Source organism: Haladaptatus sp. AB643 (genome assembly GCF_024136975.1).
Classification (GTDB): Archaea; Halobacteriota; Halobacteria; order Halobacteriales; family Haladaptataceae; genus Haladaptatus.
Map to the genome: position 1 here is coordinate 211,524 of NZ_JAMYJW010000002.1, position 15,507 is coordinate 227,030.

Genomic DNA, 15,507 nt, shown 5'->3' on the forward strand with positions numbered 1-15,507 from the left:
GGGAAACCAGCGTACTGCTTACGTGTGGATACTCATCAAAGAACGTATTTTTTCTACCCGTCCGCGGACTTTGGCTGTGGAGAGACGGTGACCACCCTATCGTATGACTGCGTGATAGTTCGAAGCGAGAACACCAATCGGAACAGGGGCGAATAGTGTTATATGGCTGATACCGTTTCCAAAGACGACTTCTGTTCATACTTTGTCTTCGATATAATCGGAAATATGATGGCACTGAAGTGCTCGGACGAGCATCTAACGGCCACTGATCGTACACCCACGTCGACGGTCGTACCCTTCAAGATCAAAAAACGGCTCGCTCAATCCCTCAATGGTGGTGATCTTACTCGGTAAGGAAACAGCATAGACGATTCGATAAACCGTCAAGTCCGCCAGCAAATCACACGTCACAGAGATATATAACAATTTTAATACACGATATATCTATTGGGAATTGGCCGTTGTGTTTTATAATTGATGGGAATTTTTATGTAGGGGTTGATGCTATCAATTACCATGCCTGGTGTAAATCGCAGGCAGATTATCAAGACCGTCGGTACAGCGAGTATCGCCGGGTTAGCAGGCTGTAGTTCGAACGGAAGTTCCGGGAATAACGAGGGTGGTGGTAAGCAAACCATCACGTACCGTGACCGCGAGGACCCCTTCACCTCGATGGCGAAGGCGTACAACAGTTCTCAAAGCAAGGTCCACGTCAACCCCAGTATCAAACCCGAGAAGTCGAAATATCGGTCGTTGATCGCCCAGATCACGGCCGGTAATGCGCCGCAAGTCATCGGACTCGACGTCGTCTATCTCCCGCGGTTCGTCCAACTCGGGGCACTCGCAGACCTCACGTCGTACTACAACAAGAAGAGTTACACCGACGAGATATTCCAGCCGTTGACCCGCGATTTCATCCGCTGGAACGACAAGGTGTATGCGATGCCGTACTGGATCGACTGCAGTCTCTACCTGTACAACAAGCAACATTACAAGAAGGCCGGACTCGACCCCGAAAAGCCCCCGGAAACGTGGGATGAGTTCCTCAACGCCTGTAAAAAGCTCAAAGCGGCAGGCTACACGCCACTCTCGAACACGCTCGGCATGCTGGGTCTCGAGATATTCTTTTTCATGCCGTTCGTCTGGGCCGGTGGCGGAAAGCTGTTCAACGATGAGATGAGCAAGAGCCTCATCGACCAACAACCCGCCGTAGACGCGCTGAAGTTCTTCAAAAAGCTGCAGGACAAGGGCTACACGACCGACCAGACTCAGAACGAACACTTCACCTATCCGCCCTTCGAGAGCGGCAAGGCGTCGATGGCGTTCTCGGGTGCTGGCGTCGGGGAAATCAAAGATCAGTCCCCCGACGTGTACAAGAATATGGGAACGGCGATGTTTCCGAAGCCCGAGGGCGGGCAACATTCGAGTTTCCTCGGAGGAGACTGCGTCGTCATCACGAAACAGACCACACAGAACCAGGGGGCGTTCGACGCCTCCGAGAAATTCGTCGACTGGATCCACAGCGAGGACGGCATGAACACGATGGCCAGTTCGACCGGCTATCTCCCGTCACTGAAGTCGGGGTTCGACGGCGAGTACATCACACAGCACAAATCCCTGTACGAACCGTACAAGAAAGCCCTGGAGAACGGTCACGCGCCGCCGATGCATCCGAAGCTGATTCAGATGCAACAGCCGCTCAACGACGCGCTCGTCCGTGCTCTGCAGGGCAAACAATCCCCCGAGAAGGCGCTGTCGCAGGCGGCCGACTCGATAACGAAGGTGCTTCAATCGTCCCAATGACCCGAATCAGTCTTCGGCAGGAGGTGTTCACACGGTGAGCCTACGCGAGGAAAGCGATCGCTCGGTATCGTTCGGTCGTCGTGTCGCCACGATCGACTGGCGACCCTACGTGTACTTACTGCCAGCACTGGTGTTGTACATCGTCTTTCTCATCTATCCGTTGGCCGAGACGTTCATCTTGAGCTTCCAGCACGTCAGAATCCTCGGTGGTGCGCACACGTGGGTGGGATTGCAGAACTACTCCGCGGTGCTGTCCGATCCGCTGTTCTGGAAGTCGGCGGTCAACACCCTGGTCTTCAGCGTTGGAATGGTACTGATACCGCTCGTTCTCGGCCTCTTTTTCGCCATGCTCATCGATACCGGGATCGAGTACAGCGGATTGTTCCGATTGGTGTTGTTCTTGCCGGTCGTCATCCCTATCGTCGTCGCCGGGATGACCTTCGGTTGGCTACTCGGGTCGAGCGGTCTGGTCAACGGGATTCTGGTCTCGACCGGCATCGTGGCACAGCCAGTGCGGTTTCTGAACTCCTCGACGTTCGCGCTTCCGAGCGTGATGTTCATGGTGATCTGGAAACGCACCGGCTACTACATGGTCATTCTACTGGCCGGGTTACAAGCCATTCCGGACGACGTGTACGAAGCGGCGATGATCATGGGCAAATCGCGGTGGAAGATGTTCCGACACATCACGCTTCCCCTGCTCAAGCCCGCCGTCCTCGTCACGCTCGTCATCGGTATCGTCGACTCGGTGAAAGCGTTCGGACAGGTGTACGTGATGACTGGGGGCGGCCCGTCACACGCGAGCGAAATCCTCTCGACGTACTTCTACAAGATCGCGTTCAGCTACTTCCAGTTCGGAAAGGGAGCGGCCTTCGGGTTCGTCCTGTTCGCGATCGCGCTCGTTCTTTCGATGATCGTCATCCGACTATCGGGAGGGACGGAGATATGAGCGTCATCGACCGTCTCATCGAGGAGGACGTCGAAAGCACGAGTGCGGAACACGTCGGTGCCCCTATCCGGCGGCGTGTCGCGACGTTCGTCGTCCTCGCAGCCGGTTCGGTGGCGATTCTCGTTCCGCTCTACTGGATGGTCGCAACGTCGTTGAAACCGGCCAAGGAGGTGGGACGGTTCCCTCCGAGCATCGTTCCAATCCACTTTACCATCGCGCCGTACGTCGAAGCGCTTCAACAGGGTATGTGGGGAACGTGGCTCTTCAACACCGCGATAATCAGCGCCGGAACGACCATCCTGACGCTCGCCATCGCGATTCCAGCGGCGTATTCGCTCGCTCGCAAGGACTTTCCGGGGGCGAAACCGTTGTACGTGATGTTCCTCGGCATCCTGATGGTCCCGGCACAGATTCTGCTCATACCCCTGTACGTACTGTTCGTCAAGCTTCACCTCGTGAACACGCGAATCGGACTGATGCTCGCCTACGCCACGTTCTTCCTCGGGTTCTCGGTGTTCCTGTTGCACAGTTTCTTCACGAACCTTCCGAAGAACCTCGAAGACGCCGCACGCATCGGTGGCATCAGCGAGTGGAAGATATTCCTTCGAGTCATCCTTCCCCTCGCAAAGCCTGGCCTCGCCACGACGGGTGTGTTCCTGTTCGTGTTCACGTGGAACGAGTTCCTCTTTGCCCTCACCTTCCTGCAAGGGAAATCGCTGTACACCATCAGCGTCGGGCTACAGACGTTCCAGGGCAATCACGGATCGGTCGTGTACAACCAACTGTTCGCGATGAGCACGCTCTCGACGATTCCGGTCATCCTCGTTTTCGCGTTCTTCTCGGAGCAGTTCATTCAAGGAATCGCAGGATTGGAGATGCAATGATATGAAAGTCGAAATTCGAAACCTCACGAAACAGTTCGGCGACATGGTCGCCGTTGACGACGTTTCGTTCACAGTCGAAGATGGAGAGTTCGTCACGCTCGTCGGCCCGAGTGGGTGCGGGAAGACGACGACGCTACGATGTATCGCCGGTCTCGAACGTCCCACGAGCGGACGGATACTGTTCGGCGGCGAGGACGTAACCGAACAGACGCCACAGGAGCGCGACATCGCATTCGTGTTCCAAGACTACGCGTTGTACCCTCACATGACGGTACGGCGGAACATGACCTTCGCGCTCGAAGACGCCGGACTTTCCTCGGACGAGATTCGACGCAAGGTCGAAGATACCGCCGAGATGCTGGGAATCGAGGAGCAACTCGAAAAGAAACCCTCGTCGCTGTCGGGCGGACAACAACAGCGCGTCGCGCTCGGTCGAAGTATCGTCCGCGATCCGGACATCTTTCTGCTCGACGAACCGCTCGCGAACCTCGACGCGAAACTGCGCGTTCAGATGCGGACGGAGCTTCAGGAGCTCCACCAGCGACTCGACACCACGACGGTATACGTCACGCACGACCAGGAAGAAGCCATGACGATGTCCGATCGTATCGCCATCCTCAACGACGGAGAACTGCAGCAGATATCCTCGCCCGCGGAGGCCTACACCCGTCCACGCAACGAGTTCGTGGGGAATTTCATCGGTAGTCCGTCGATGAACCTTCTTCCCTGCAATCACTCGAACGGTCTCCTCTCGACCGCGACGTTCACGCTCGAAGCACCCGACGAGATGGACGAGGGTGCGAGTATCGCCACCCTCGGCATACGCCCCGAAGACGTCCGACTCGTCGACATCGGAACCGGTCACGTAGACGCCACCGTTCAGGTGTTCGAGCAGGTCGGTGCGTTCAACATCGTCTACCTGGATATCGACGGAGTCGACGGGGAGTTCGTCACCCAGGTACCGCGGTCCCAGCAGTTGAGTCCCGGTCGAACCGTCGGCGTCTCGCTAGACGGAAAACAGCTACACGTCTTCGACACCGACGGGAGTGCGGCGTACAATCCAAAACTGTACACCGAAGCACCGACGGAAGGAATCCAGTAGGTGCGCCCGATATCGGTTGACCCCTTCGACGTCGATGAACGGAAGAAGGAGTAAAGCGGTGTCTCACCGATTTACGTCGTCGGAAGCCAGACGAGCATGGCCCCCGGATCACGATTGTCCCACGAGTAGTACGGGACCGCTCTGAATTCGACGTCGGCGAGATCATCGCCGGTGTGTTCGCGGTAGAGCGTGTCTTCCCACCCGTCGGTGGTCACCACCCGTGCGTCACCGTCGAGGGCGACGACACCATCCAGGAGGTCCGCTTCGTAGGTGGCCACAACCGAACCGTCCTCGGGGATTCGAAGGTGGAAGACCGACCGGTCGATGTCGACGTCCTCGACACAGTAGACGATGGGACCGCGCTGGAAAGCCAGTCGTCCGGCGTCGTCGGAGACGTTCGGATGGGATTCCATGCGCACGATCGGTTGGTCGAACGTGAGCGTCACCTCGTCGCCGTCGCTCCAGGTACGTTCGACGGCGACGTATCCATCGTCAGTACCGACTTTGGTCGCTTCACCGTTGACCGTGACACCTGCGTTCGTACACCACTCCGGGACGCGGAGATGCAGGGTCGTCTCAACGGCTTCGTCGGCGGATACGGAGAGTGTCACGGAATCGTCCCACGGGTACTCGGTGCGCTGGGAGAGCGTCAGGGGCGCTCCGTCCACCGACACCGACGCTTCGCTGCCGACGTAGAGGTTCACGTACACCTCGTCTTCGGGACCCTGCGCGTAGATGTACTCGCCGAGGTCGGTGAACAGGCGTGCGGCGTTGGGCGGACAGCAGGCACAGGTAAACCAGCCTTTCCGGTGGTGATCCCCCCGGCTTTCGAGCGGATTCTCGTAGAAGAACTCCGTACCGGACAGGGAAACACCCGCCAAAAAGCCGTTGTACAGCGCGCGTTCGAGGACGTCGTAAAAGCGGGCCTCGCCAGTCAACTGGAACATCCGATGGTTCCAGAAGATGCTCCCGATGGCGGCGCATGTTTCGGCGTACGCCGTCCGGTTCCGCAGGTCATAATCCTCGGTGAACCCCTCGTGTCTCGCTTCGGGACCGATACCGCCGGTGAGGTACATCCGCTTTTTCGTCATGTTCTCCCAAAGCGTTTCCAGCGTCCCGTACAGTTCCTCGTCGCCGGTTTCCGCGACGACGTCGGCGACGCCGCTGAAAAAGTACATCGCCCTGACGGCGTGTCCCTCGACGGTCGTCTGTTCACGGAAGGGGAGGTGTGCCTGTGCGTAGCTTCCATCGTACTCGCCGTCGTCGAGGAAGAGGTTTCGGTGTGCCTCCGACTCGTCGCCCGCGATTTCGTCCAGGTGGTCGAACTCCCACTCCAGTCGGGAGTCCTCGCGTCCGCGACGATCGATGAAGTATTCGGCGAGGTCGAGATACCGCGACTCGTCGGTCACACGGTACAGATCGACCAGCGCGAGTTCGATCTCCTCGTGGCCCGGAACACCGTCCAGGGCACCCGCTTCGGTCCCGAACACGTCGTCGATGTGATCCGCGAGATTCCGTGCGACGGTCAGTAACCCCGATTCGTCCGTCGCACGGTGGTGCGCGACGGCCGCTTCGATGAGATGCCCCGCGCAGTACAACTCGTGCATCATGTGGAGGTTCGTCCACTTCGCGTCGGGTTCCTTGAGAATGAAGTAGGTGTTCAGGTAACCGTCCGCCTCCTGTGCGTCGGCGAGGAGGTCCACCACCTCGTCCACACGCGATTTCAGCGTCGGATCGGGGTCCGTCGCCAGCGCATAGGAGGCCGCTTCCAGCCACTTGTAGGCGTCCGAGTCGATGAACCAGATTCCCTCGAATCCGCCCTTCTCCCGTCCCGAGGCCCGTCGGAAGTTGCCGAGACACCCGCTGGTTTCGAGTTGTTCGTACTGGTGTTCGAGAGTGACCTCGCGGTTGGTTTCGAGACGATGATTCCAGAATTCGTCGTGAATACTGACGTTGGTGAGCGATACCGGTGTGAGCCGATGTTCCGGAGGTTTCAGTGGCACGGTTTGCGATAGCATGGATCAATATTAAATTTATCGAAAGTCCCACTTATCGGCGAGTAGTTCGACTTGACGCGATCGGTCGTTAATCACCAGCGGGAGAACTGACCCCCACGACGACGCGGTGGACGCCGTGTGCGTAGCCGAACCGCCCCGTCGTTGCCGATCCGTTCGTCAAACACAAACGATGAAACGGGACCAGTCTTCACTTGACGATGTCGATCTTCTCGCGGTCCATGGACATGGCGACGGCCAGGACCACGACGATACCGAGGATGATCTGCTGGACGAACGACCCGATACCGATGAGGTTCATACCGTTTGCCAGAACCCCGATGACGAGGACGCCGATGAGCGTTCGATGCGGACCGCCGACGCCACCCGTCAGAGCGGTACCGCCCATGACGACGCCAGCGATGCTCTGCAGAAGGAGTCCTTGACCCATTCCGGCGGCGGCCGACGAGATGCGTGCGGTGAGGAGCGCACCGGCGATACCACAGAGCAAGCCGGAGACGACGAAGACACCGATTTGTACCGGTCGACCGGGACGCCGGAGAGTTCGGTCACTTTCTCGCTTTCACCGAGGGCATAGCAGTAGCGCCCGAACGGCGTGAAGAAGGCGACGAACACCGTGATGACGTAGAACACCAGCCCCAACACGACGAGGTTGGGTATCCGAGGGACGACGTTTCCGATGGCCAGTTGTTGAACCGCCGGATTACGATACGGTTGGGAACTCCCGTTCGTGAGCAACAGTGCCCCGCCCATGAGGACGGACTGCGTTCCGAGCGTCACCAGGAACGAGGGTATCTTCCCTTTGGCGAAGACGACACCGTTCACCAATCCGGCGGCTAGCCCCACGAACGGGCCGACGAAGATGCCGACGAAACCGAATTGATTGATCGCCATGGCGGTCAGGACGCCGGAGAGACCGAGGTTCGCGGCGACGGAGAGATCGATGCTCTGTTGGAGAATGGGAAACGTCCCGGCGAGCGCCACCAACAACAGGATGGTGGAGTTCATCAGAATGCTGTTCACGAGGTTGTTGAACGTCAGGAACACCGGCGAGAGCGCGGTGAACAGGGCCAGCAGGATGACGAGCATCGCCACCGGACCGGCGTCTCGAATCCAGTCCTGGATCGAGCGCTTCTCGTACAGTTCGCCGACGATCGTTCGTTCGGATTGTTCGCTACTCATAGTTGTAACATCTCCTGGATGAGGTCTTCTTCCTCGGGTTTCTCTGCTACTGGTGCGGAGACGACGGTCTCCAGGTTACCGTGTCTCATGACTCCGATACGATTCGACATGCCGATCACTTCCGGTAGTTCGTCGCCGATGAGGACGATAGAAACACCGTTCGCGGCTAGCTGACGAATGACGCGATACACTTCTTCTTTCGCTCCGACGTCGATACCGCGCGTCACGTTGTCCACGACCAGCACGTCGACGTTACGTTGGAGCCACTTCGCGATGACGACCTTCTGCTGGTTTCCACCGCTGAGGGTGTGAGCGAGCGCCTCGATTCCCGGCGTCTTGATGGCCAGGTCCTCGACGGCATCCTCGGCGATCGATCGTTCCGACTCGAAGTCGATTATCGGGAGGAACCGTCCGACGATGGGGAGGCCGCGTCGAAGCTTCTCCGTGTCGATGGAGGGGAGGGAAACGTTCTCACGAAGACTCTGATAAAGGAGGATTCCATCGCTCTTTCGTTCCTTCGGGATGTAACCGATCCCCGCGTCCACGAACGCGGGAACCGACCCCGACCGAACGGGGTCGCCATCGAACCGAATCGTCCCCGAATCGACGTCCGTGGCTCCCGTAAGCGCCCGCCCGAGATCCTGTTTCCCGCTCCCCTCGACGCCGACGATACCGAATATCTCCCCTTCTCTGAGATCCATCGAAACGTCGTGAATACGGTCTTCTACGGTGAGATCCTCCACGGAGAGGACGGTCGGCGCGTCGGCGTCGATCGACTCCTGTTCGTTGGTTCGGTAGTACTCATCGGACGTACTCCGGCCGACCATCGTCTGTTGAAGGAGCGACTCGGTCGCGTCGTCGGCCGACATCTCGTCGACGACAGCACCGTCCTTCAGCACGTAGATTCGGTCGCTGACCTCCAGTACTTCGTCGAGTTCGTGGGAGACGAAGACGAAGGAAGCGCGGTCGCGCAAGTCGTCGATACGGTCGAAGAGGACGTCACGCCCGGACTGTTCGAGGGCGGCCGTCGGTTCGTCGAGGAACAGGATGGGGTGGTCGGCGTCCCGGGCACTGTTGAACGCCCGAGCGATTTCCAACATCTGCCGTTCGTTGAACCGGTACGTCCGAACGGGCGATCCGAGATCGAGGTCGATACCGAGGTCGTCGATGACCGTGTTCGCACGTTCGCGGAGCGCGTCCCGATTCAGTTTCGGACCGGTCGTGTAGCGACCGAGGCGTCCGAGAAACAGGTTCTCATAGCCGGTGAGGTTCGGGACGATGCTCTGTTCTTGCTGGACGATGGAGATGCCGTGTCTGGCCGCCTCGGTCGGACTCCCGAACGCCACCGTCTCGCCGTCGAGGACGATACGACCCTCGTCGGCCGAGTAAATCCCGGAAAGGACGTTCAGCAGCGTACTCTTCCCGGCCCCGTTCTCGCCGACGAGTCCGACGACCTCGTTCTTTCGAACCTCGAACGTGACGTGGTCCAGTGCCGTCGTGTTCTTGAACCGTTTCGTGAGATCGTCGACGTGCAGGAGTGGTGTATCGGTGTCCTGCGGAACGGGGGTCGTACTGATTTCTGTTTTGCTCATTGATCAGGTAATGGACTACTGGTAGGGGTCCGTCTCGTGATGTTTCCGGTACGTCTTTTCGACCTCGTCGAACTTGCTCCCGTCGTCGTAAACGTCGGGGAGCGAATAGCCGTTCGGCTTGTTGGATTCGGTCCAGTTGAGCTGATCGAGTTCGTCCTTTCGGATTGGAATGAGCCTGTTCTGTGGATCCCAGCTATCCGGATTGTGATGTCGGGACATCTTCTTCCAATCGTACGGCGATTTCTCGTCCGAGTACGCGACATCGAGATAGGGATCGGGTTTCGACCACGAGACGTCGAACTTCGTCTTCGTCTTCCCCTCGTACCGACTCGGCTTCTTCGTGACGAGGACGCCGCCGCCCCACATCATCCGCTCGGGTGGCTTTGGCTTCCAGCCGTTGAGCCAGTCGAATCCTTCGACGACCGCGTAGCCGCCCTGCCAGAACGTTTTGGCGGAAAACGACGCCACCCAATTCGGACCGTCTCCGTCCGGGCTGGTTTGTTTGATGTTCCTGATGGCGTCCGACGGACCGTCGTAGCCGACCAGCGGGACGCTCAAATCGTTGTTTTTGAGGACGGTGAATGCGCCGAGTCCCATCGCATCGTTCTGACAGTAGACCCCGTCGATCTTGTCACCGAACTTGGAGACGAACGACGACATGACCTTTCGTCCCGATGGCCGGTCCCATTTTCCGGGGAGCATGCCGAGTCGGTTGACGTTCGAATACTTCTTCATCGCCCGCTCGACTCCGATGTTTCGGTTACGCCCGGTCGCACCGTGTGGACCGGTGATGTGAACGAAGTTGCCCTTCTTTCCCATCGCCTCGAAGAGGATTTCGGCGGTGAGTTGACCCGTCTTCGCAACGGCCGGGATCTGATACTGGATGAAGTTGTCACCGGCATCGATCGGCGTGTACCACTTCGCGATGTTCCAGTAGTCGACGAATCCGGCGTCATTCTGTTTGCACTTGCGCACGACGGTAGGAACACCGGAGGCCTGATACGGCGTTCCACCGATGACGTTGTAATCCTTGGTGAACGCGGTCGAAAGTTGGGTGAGCATCTGCTGTTGTTGACCCTGGTTCTGCTTGTAGTCGGACGTCGGCGCACCGAGGGCTTTTGCCGCCTCCTGTACGCCGGAGGCGAATGCTTTCCACTGATCGTTTTGGAGGTTCGTCACCATCCCGAACGGTTTGAGCGTTTTCTTCCCGCCGTTACCGTTTTTCGACCCGCTTCCACTCGAGTTGCTGCTACAACCCGAAAGACCGACCAACGCTGCACTGCCGAGAGCGCCGGAGGTTTTGACGAACTGTCGCCTGCTATGGTTGGACATAGTTTGACACAATTAACCGTGTTTTCTACCCATCTTATTTCTATCGGTGCGATGAATGGAATTTCGTGATAACGATACGTCTTAGAAAGACGTCGTACACGGATGGTCCTCCGCTTCCGAACAGGGTGACCGGCGGGAAAACAGGTGTGTCGGTCGGAAAACCGCGTCAGTTCGTCCTTCGAGGTCGGAACTTCGGCCGCGATAGGCGTTTCCACCGTCCATCGGCTTCGAAAACGCAGAAGTAGACGAAGACGAGTGCGACGGAACGGAGGACACCGTACAGCCAAAACGTCATCCCTCGACCGTACCGATCCGCGAAGCCAGGGAAGTTCGCCGTCCGGACGGAATCGTTCGACGATATCGCAACCATCGTCGCATTCTTACATGGTGTCCGATAACGACGATTTCCCGTCTCAGCCCTTCATAGGGGTACTGTCGGTTCGAGGAACGAATCGAAAGATCGTCGCGGGTAGTCCGATAATACCATACCGTTGATCGGGACGTATCCCGTATCGTTACGCAACTATACGTGTAATCAACGCTCGGAAACCGGTACCGTATTGCAAAAAACCTCCCAAGCCAGTTTGTCCGATACTACCGGATGTCAGATGTCGAACGTCGACGTTGATCGTGTTCGGCGTCCAGAGTAGCTGTGAGGGAATTCCGTCGCGGAATCGCTCTCCGAGGAGCCTGTTTCGAGGCCCCGAAGTTCTCACGTCCCCTGGCACGCTCTTCCCCTCGTGACGATCGGAATCCAGGGTTCCCGCGGGAAAACGACGCTCCGAGAGGGGTCCCGTCACAGAATCCGAAACACTCGGACGGTATCGCGGTTGGTCGGCTCACGGACGAGTTGGGCGAGGCCCAACTCCGAGAACACCCGTTTCCAATCCCGGAAGTAGAGGGGGAAGTCGTCGTTGACGTAACTCACTTTCTCGTCGCCGCGACCGCGCTGCGGGCTGTTACCCTCGTTTTCGGCGGTTATCAACAGATCGCTCGTGACGCGGATCAACTCCTCGAACACCCACGTATTCTCGGGGTGGATGTGCTGTAAGGTCTCGACGGAGTAGACGACGTCGAACTCGTCGTCGGGGAATTCGGGGATCACGTCCTCGATCGCACCCGTGTGGAACGTCCCCGTCGCGGTGAGGCGTGGATGTCGTTCTGCCATCACGTCGAACGAGTCTTCGTTGATGTCGATGCCGGACAGGTTTTTGAATCCGTTGTCGCGGAGATGGGCGAGGTGACGGCCGGAGCCACAGCCGACTTCGAGGATGGCGGCGTCTTCGTGTGCGTAGTAGTCGAGTACGGTGGCGAGCGTCTCGCTCACCTCGTTCGGCCCGATCTTCGCGTAGTATTCGGGCGAGTAGTCACCCGACCGTTCGGCCCAACCGCGGCGATTGTCGTCCGGTTCCATACGCTTTATTTCGAGGCCGGGAAGTTAAACTTCCCTCAACGAGTTCGCCAGCGGTCGGCGCTCCTCACACCGCCTCCCGTGCCGAACCGGACACCGACGTGGACGAAACAGACGTACGTAATGCATATTCACTCCGTCGAGACACGGAGTATGATTCGTATTCCCGTCTTCATTACGAGCATAGCGCTGTAACGGAGGACGCCGACGTCCATCGTCAACTCCTCCCGTATCAACCCCTCCCGTAGAGTTGATCCCGAAATACGGGAACAATCTCTCACAGCACGAAAACGATCAAACGCGTGCTACTGTGGCCACCATGAAACCGTCTTATAGAGGTGTGAAACCCCGATTCGTAATCCATTCCTCCACGGCGATTCTTTTTCGACAGTGATCCCATAATTTGGGATTTGAGCTCGAAAAAGTTCGAGTTCCGAGATGGGAACCTTCGACGGGCGCGCCACGCTCACTACCGGAGATTTTCGCCCGTAAAGGAGCTAAGAAGACGAGGTGAGATGGTTTCGTTTTCCGCGGGGAAGGTTTCCTCGACGGGTGGAAATCGAGAAATCCGAATATTCGGGAATTTTATGCCGAATGGCGACAATAAGGAGGTACGATGGGAAAATACACATCGCGGGTCCGGACGACCGAAACGTCCCTCGACGTCCTGGACGTCCTCTTCGAACGGGAAGCGGCGACCGTCGAGGAACTCGAAACGGAACTCGACCTGACGAACAGTACGGTTCACAGACACCTTTCGACGCTCCAAGAGAGGGGGTACGTGGTCAGGGACGAGGGGTCGTACCGCTTGAGTTTCAAACTTCTCACGATGGGTGGACGCCTCCGGCGGAACGTGACGGCGTATCCGGTCATCAAGACGAAAGTGGACGATCTCGCGGCAGAGACGAACGAACGGGTCCAGTTCATCGTCCGGGAACAGGACGAACGGATCTACCTGTACACGCAGACCGGCGATAGTCTGGTACAGACGGGAGCGTACACGGGTCGCCGCGGTCCGATCTATTCGAGCGCCGCCGGGAAAGCGATCATCGCCAACCTTCCGAACCCCGAGCGGGATCGACTCATCGACTCCCTCGACCTGCGACGGACCGGACCGAACACCATCACCGACCGCGACGCCCTCCGTGAAGACCTCCGGACGATTCGGGAACGGGGATACTCGCTCAACCTCGAAGAATCGACGGGCGGGGTGCACGCCGTCGGTGCCGCCGTCAGAGGAAAGGACGACGGCATCGTCGGGGCACTGAGCGTTTCAGGCCCGGCGACGAGGCTGAAGGACGAACGGTTGGAACGGGAACTTCCCGACGCCGTCCTCGCCGCGACCAACGAACTCGAACTGCACATCGCACACACGTGAAGCGGTCTCGGCCCCGATTTTTCGTTCCCGTATTTCGGGATCCACGGGGATGCCGAACGGGAGCGATGCGGGCAGGTTCGTCGTTTCGCCGCTCCGGGTGACCCTCCCTAGCGATTTAATAGTAAGAACGGAGAATTATTCGGTCGTATGTCGTTGTTAATTGGCACCGACGAGGGACTGTACCTCGTTCGAGCGCTTCCGTTCGAACGGGACGATGCGGAACTCGTCCTCGACTGTGGAATGGTCACGGGCATCGAAACGTACGAACACACGGACGACGTCTTCGTCTCGTCGTCGAGTGGGGCGTACCGGTCGTCGGACGGCGGTGAGACTTGGGTGGACCTCGGCGTCCCGGTCGGCAGTCGGTACTGGCATGCGGGGGAGAGCGAAGTGTGGTCCGTCCTCTCGACGCCCGACGCGCTGTACGCAGGGACGAACGACCCCTACGTGTACCGCTCCGTCGACGACGGGGAGACGTGGATGGAGATGAAGGGATTTCGCGATCTCCCTTCGCGTGGCCACTGGGAGTCCCCGATCGATCCCCACTACGCACGACTCAGGTCGCTGGAATCCGTCCCCGGACGGCCCGAACAACTCATCGCGGGCGTCGAGGCCGGTGGCATCCACCTCAGCCGCGACGGCGGCCAGACGTGGCACGACCGACGGGACACCATCGTCGACGACGTCCACGAAGTCGTTCCGATCACGGAAGACGTCTGGCTGGCGGCGACCGGTTATCTCGACCACACCATCGAGAAAATCGGCCTCGGCCACGCCGTCGGGACGGGAGGACTCCATCGAACCGTCGACGGCGGGGATTCCTGGACGCGAATCGACGTCGGAAACCCGTTTTCGTACATCCGGAACGTGTTCGTCCACGACGGGACCCTCTTCTTCGGCGGCGGCGAGGAAGCGCCGCCGGAGTGGGTCCACGACGACCACGGCGCTGCGCTCTTCGAATCGACGAACTTCGGCCGGACGCTCGACCGGGTGTCGTACCCGACGGAGGAGACGCAAGTCATCGATACGTGGGACGTGTACGATGGCGACGTCATCTGTGGTTCCGGTCTGTTCGACGTCCCCGACCCGCGAGAAGACGTCGAGGGCCGCGTCATGCGGCGTGACGACGACGGGACGTACCACGATGTGGGACGCGTCCCGGCCAATATCGGGACCATCGCGACGGTCTGACCCGAACGATCGACGCGGGCGGTCCAAACGAGGCGATTCGTAATCCGGGTCGATCCTAAATCCCCGATAAAGATATATGGTTTCGAGGTAGTTCTGAACACGTACAATGGCAACAGTGTGTACGACGCTCCGAACCAAACGCGGCAGAACCGTCCCGAATCCATGAGCGACTCCTCGTCCTCGAACGCGCCGCCGCGGTCCGCTCGACTGCTGTACAGCGGTGTGTTGCTGTACATGGCCGTCGATGGATTCCAACACAACGAAGCGCGGGTCGATCTCGCCCGGTCGAAAGGCGTCCCGGTCCCCGAAACTCTCGTTCCGATGACGACCGGTATGCTACTGGTGTCGAACCTCTGCCTCCTCGTCTGGCGATTTCCGAGGGCGGCGGCCGGTGCCGTGATCCTCTTCTTCGTCGGCACCACGCCGATGATTCACAACTTCTGGGAACTCGAAGGTGAGGAACGGCACGGTAACAAGATCGATTTCTGCAAGAATCTCGCCCTCATGGGTGGTGCGCTCGTCCTCCTCGACAACGCCGCGAACGACGACTGACCGACGAGAACGCTACTTTCCGAAGCCTCGTCCTTTCGAATCCCCGCCCGCTTCGGCCACCTGCTGTGACGCTCGGTCGGACCCGCGAGAGCGACCGAGCGACGGCGCATCGCGAA

At 58.9% G+C, this 15,507-nt stretch carries 14 protein-coding genes; 7 read left to right on the top strand and 7 right to left on the bottom strand.

The genetic code is table 11. From position 1 onward, the window contains the following. The first annotated feature begins 516 nt into the window (after positions 1 to 516). From NKF25_RS05830 to NKF25_RS05845, 4 genes are read left to right on the top strand one after another with little or no spacing between them, the layout of a single operon-like run. Positions 517 to 1,803: an ABC transporter substrate-binding protein gene (locus NKF25_RS05830; protein ID WP_253225759.1), complete on the top strand. Its 1,287-nt coding sequence runs from the start codon at positions 517 to 519 to the stop codon at positions 1,801 to 1,803. A gap of 34 nt (positions 1,804 to 1,837) precedes the next feature. After that, positions 1,838 to 2,752, top strand: coding sequence for an ABC transporter permease subunit (locus tag NKF25_RS05835; protein ID WP_253225760.1), 915 nt, complete (start codon positions 1,838 to 1,840; stop codon positions 2,750 to 2,752). Then, positions 2,749 to 3,636 (top strand): carbohydrate ABC transporter permease, encoded by an 888-nt coding sequence (locus tag NKF25_RS05840; RefSeq protein ID WP_253225761.1) that lies wholly within the window; start codon positions 2,749 to 2,751, stop codon positions 3,634 to 3,636. The genes NKF25_RS05835 and NKF25_RS05840 overlap by 4 nt, the downstream gene beginning before the upstream one ends. Position 3,637: 1 nt before the next feature. Beyond that, positions 3,638 to 4,738: an ABC transporter ATP-binding protein gene (locus tag NKF25_RS05845; protein WP_253225762.1), complete on the top strand. Its 1,101-nt coding sequence runs from the start codon at positions 3,638 to 3,640 to the stop codon at positions 4,736 to 4,738. Positions 4,739 to 4,809: 71 nt separating this feature from the next. Here the strand turns inward: NKF25_RS05845 and NKF25_RS05850 are convergent, their stop codons facing one another. From NKF25_RS05850 to NKF25_RS05880, 7 genes are all read right to left on the bottom strand, one after another. After that, positions 4,810 to 6,741 carry a beta-L-arabinofuranosidase domain-containing protein gene (locus NKF25_RS05850; RefSeq protein ID WP_253225763.1) on the bottom strand — a complete coding sequence of 644 codons (1,932 nt, stop codon included), beginning with the start codon at positions 6,739 to 6,741 and terminating at the stop codon, positions 4,810 to 4,812. Between the two features lie 202 nt (positions 6,742 to 6,943). Further along, on the bottom strand, positions 6,944 to 7,231 hold the full coding sequence (locus NKF25_RS05855) for a hypothetical protein (protein ID WP_253225987.1): 288 nt from the start codon (positions 7,229 to 7,231) through the stop codon (positions 6,944 to 6,946). Beyond that, positions 7,123 to 7,935 (bottom strand): ABC transporter permease, encoded by an 813-nt coding sequence (locus tag NKF25_RS24430; RefSeq protein WP_253225764.1) that lies wholly within the window; start codon positions 7,933 to 7,935, stop codon positions 7,123 to 7,125. Before NKF25_RS24430 ends, NKF25_RS05855 begins: the two co-directional genes overlap by 109 nt. Further along, the gene (locus tag NKF25_RS05865; protein WP_253225765.1) at positions 7,932 to 9,527 is read right to left on the bottom strand and encodes a sugar ABC transporter ATP-binding protein; all 1,596 of its coding nucleotides are present in this window, start codon (positions 9,525 to 9,527) and stop codon (positions 7,932 to 7,934) included. Before NKF25_RS05865 ends, NKF25_RS24430 begins: the two co-directional genes overlap by 4 nt. Positions 9,528 to 9,542: 15 nt before the next feature. Continuing rightward, positions 9,543 to 10,859, bottom strand: a complete 1,317-nt coding sequence (locus tag NKF25_RS05870; protein WP_253225766.1) for a sugar ABC transporter substrate-binding protein — start codon at positions 10,857 to 10,859, stop codon at positions 9,543 to 9,545. A gap of 166 nt (positions 10,860 to 11,025) precedes the next feature. Next, positions 11,026 to 11,229 carry a hypothetical protein gene (locus tag NKF25_RS05875; RefSeq protein ID WP_253225767.1) on the bottom strand — a complete coding sequence of 68 codons (204 nt, stop codon included), beginning with the start codon at positions 11,227 to 11,229 and terminating at the stop codon, positions 11,026 to 11,028. A 426-nt stretch (positions 11,230 to 11,655) separates the two neighbouring features. Beyond that, positions 11,656 to 12,273, bottom strand: coding sequence for a class I SAM-dependent methyltransferase (locus tag NKF25_RS05880; RefSeq protein ID WP_253225768.1), 618 nt, complete (start codon positions 12,271 to 12,273; stop codon positions 11,656 to 11,658). Between the two features lie 613 nt (positions 12,274 to 12,886). On the opposite strand from NKF25_RS05880, the gene NKF25_RS05885 reads away from it, so the two are divergent. From NKF25_RS05885 to NKF25_RS05895, 3 genes are all read left to right on the top strand, one after another. After that, a complete protein-coding gene (locus NKF25_RS05885; protein ID WP_253225769.1) occupies positions 12,887 to 13,648 on the top strand; it encodes an IclR family transcriptional regulator in 762 nt (253 codons plus the stop codon). 147 nt (positions 13,649 to 13,795) lie between these two features. Beyond that, complete coding sequence (locus NKF25_RS05890; RefSeq protein WP_253225770.1) at positions 13,796 to 14,839, top strand: sialidase family protein; 1,044 nt, start codon at positions 13,796 to 13,798, stop codon at positions 14,837 to 14,839. 162 nt (positions 14,840 to 15,001) lie between these two features. Beyond that, a complete protein-coding gene (locus NKF25_RS05895) occupies positions 15,002 to 15,391 on the top strand; it encodes a DoxX family protein (protein ID WP_253225771.1) in 390 nt (129 codons plus the stop codon). Positions 15,392 to 15,507 lie beyond the last annotated feature (116 nt).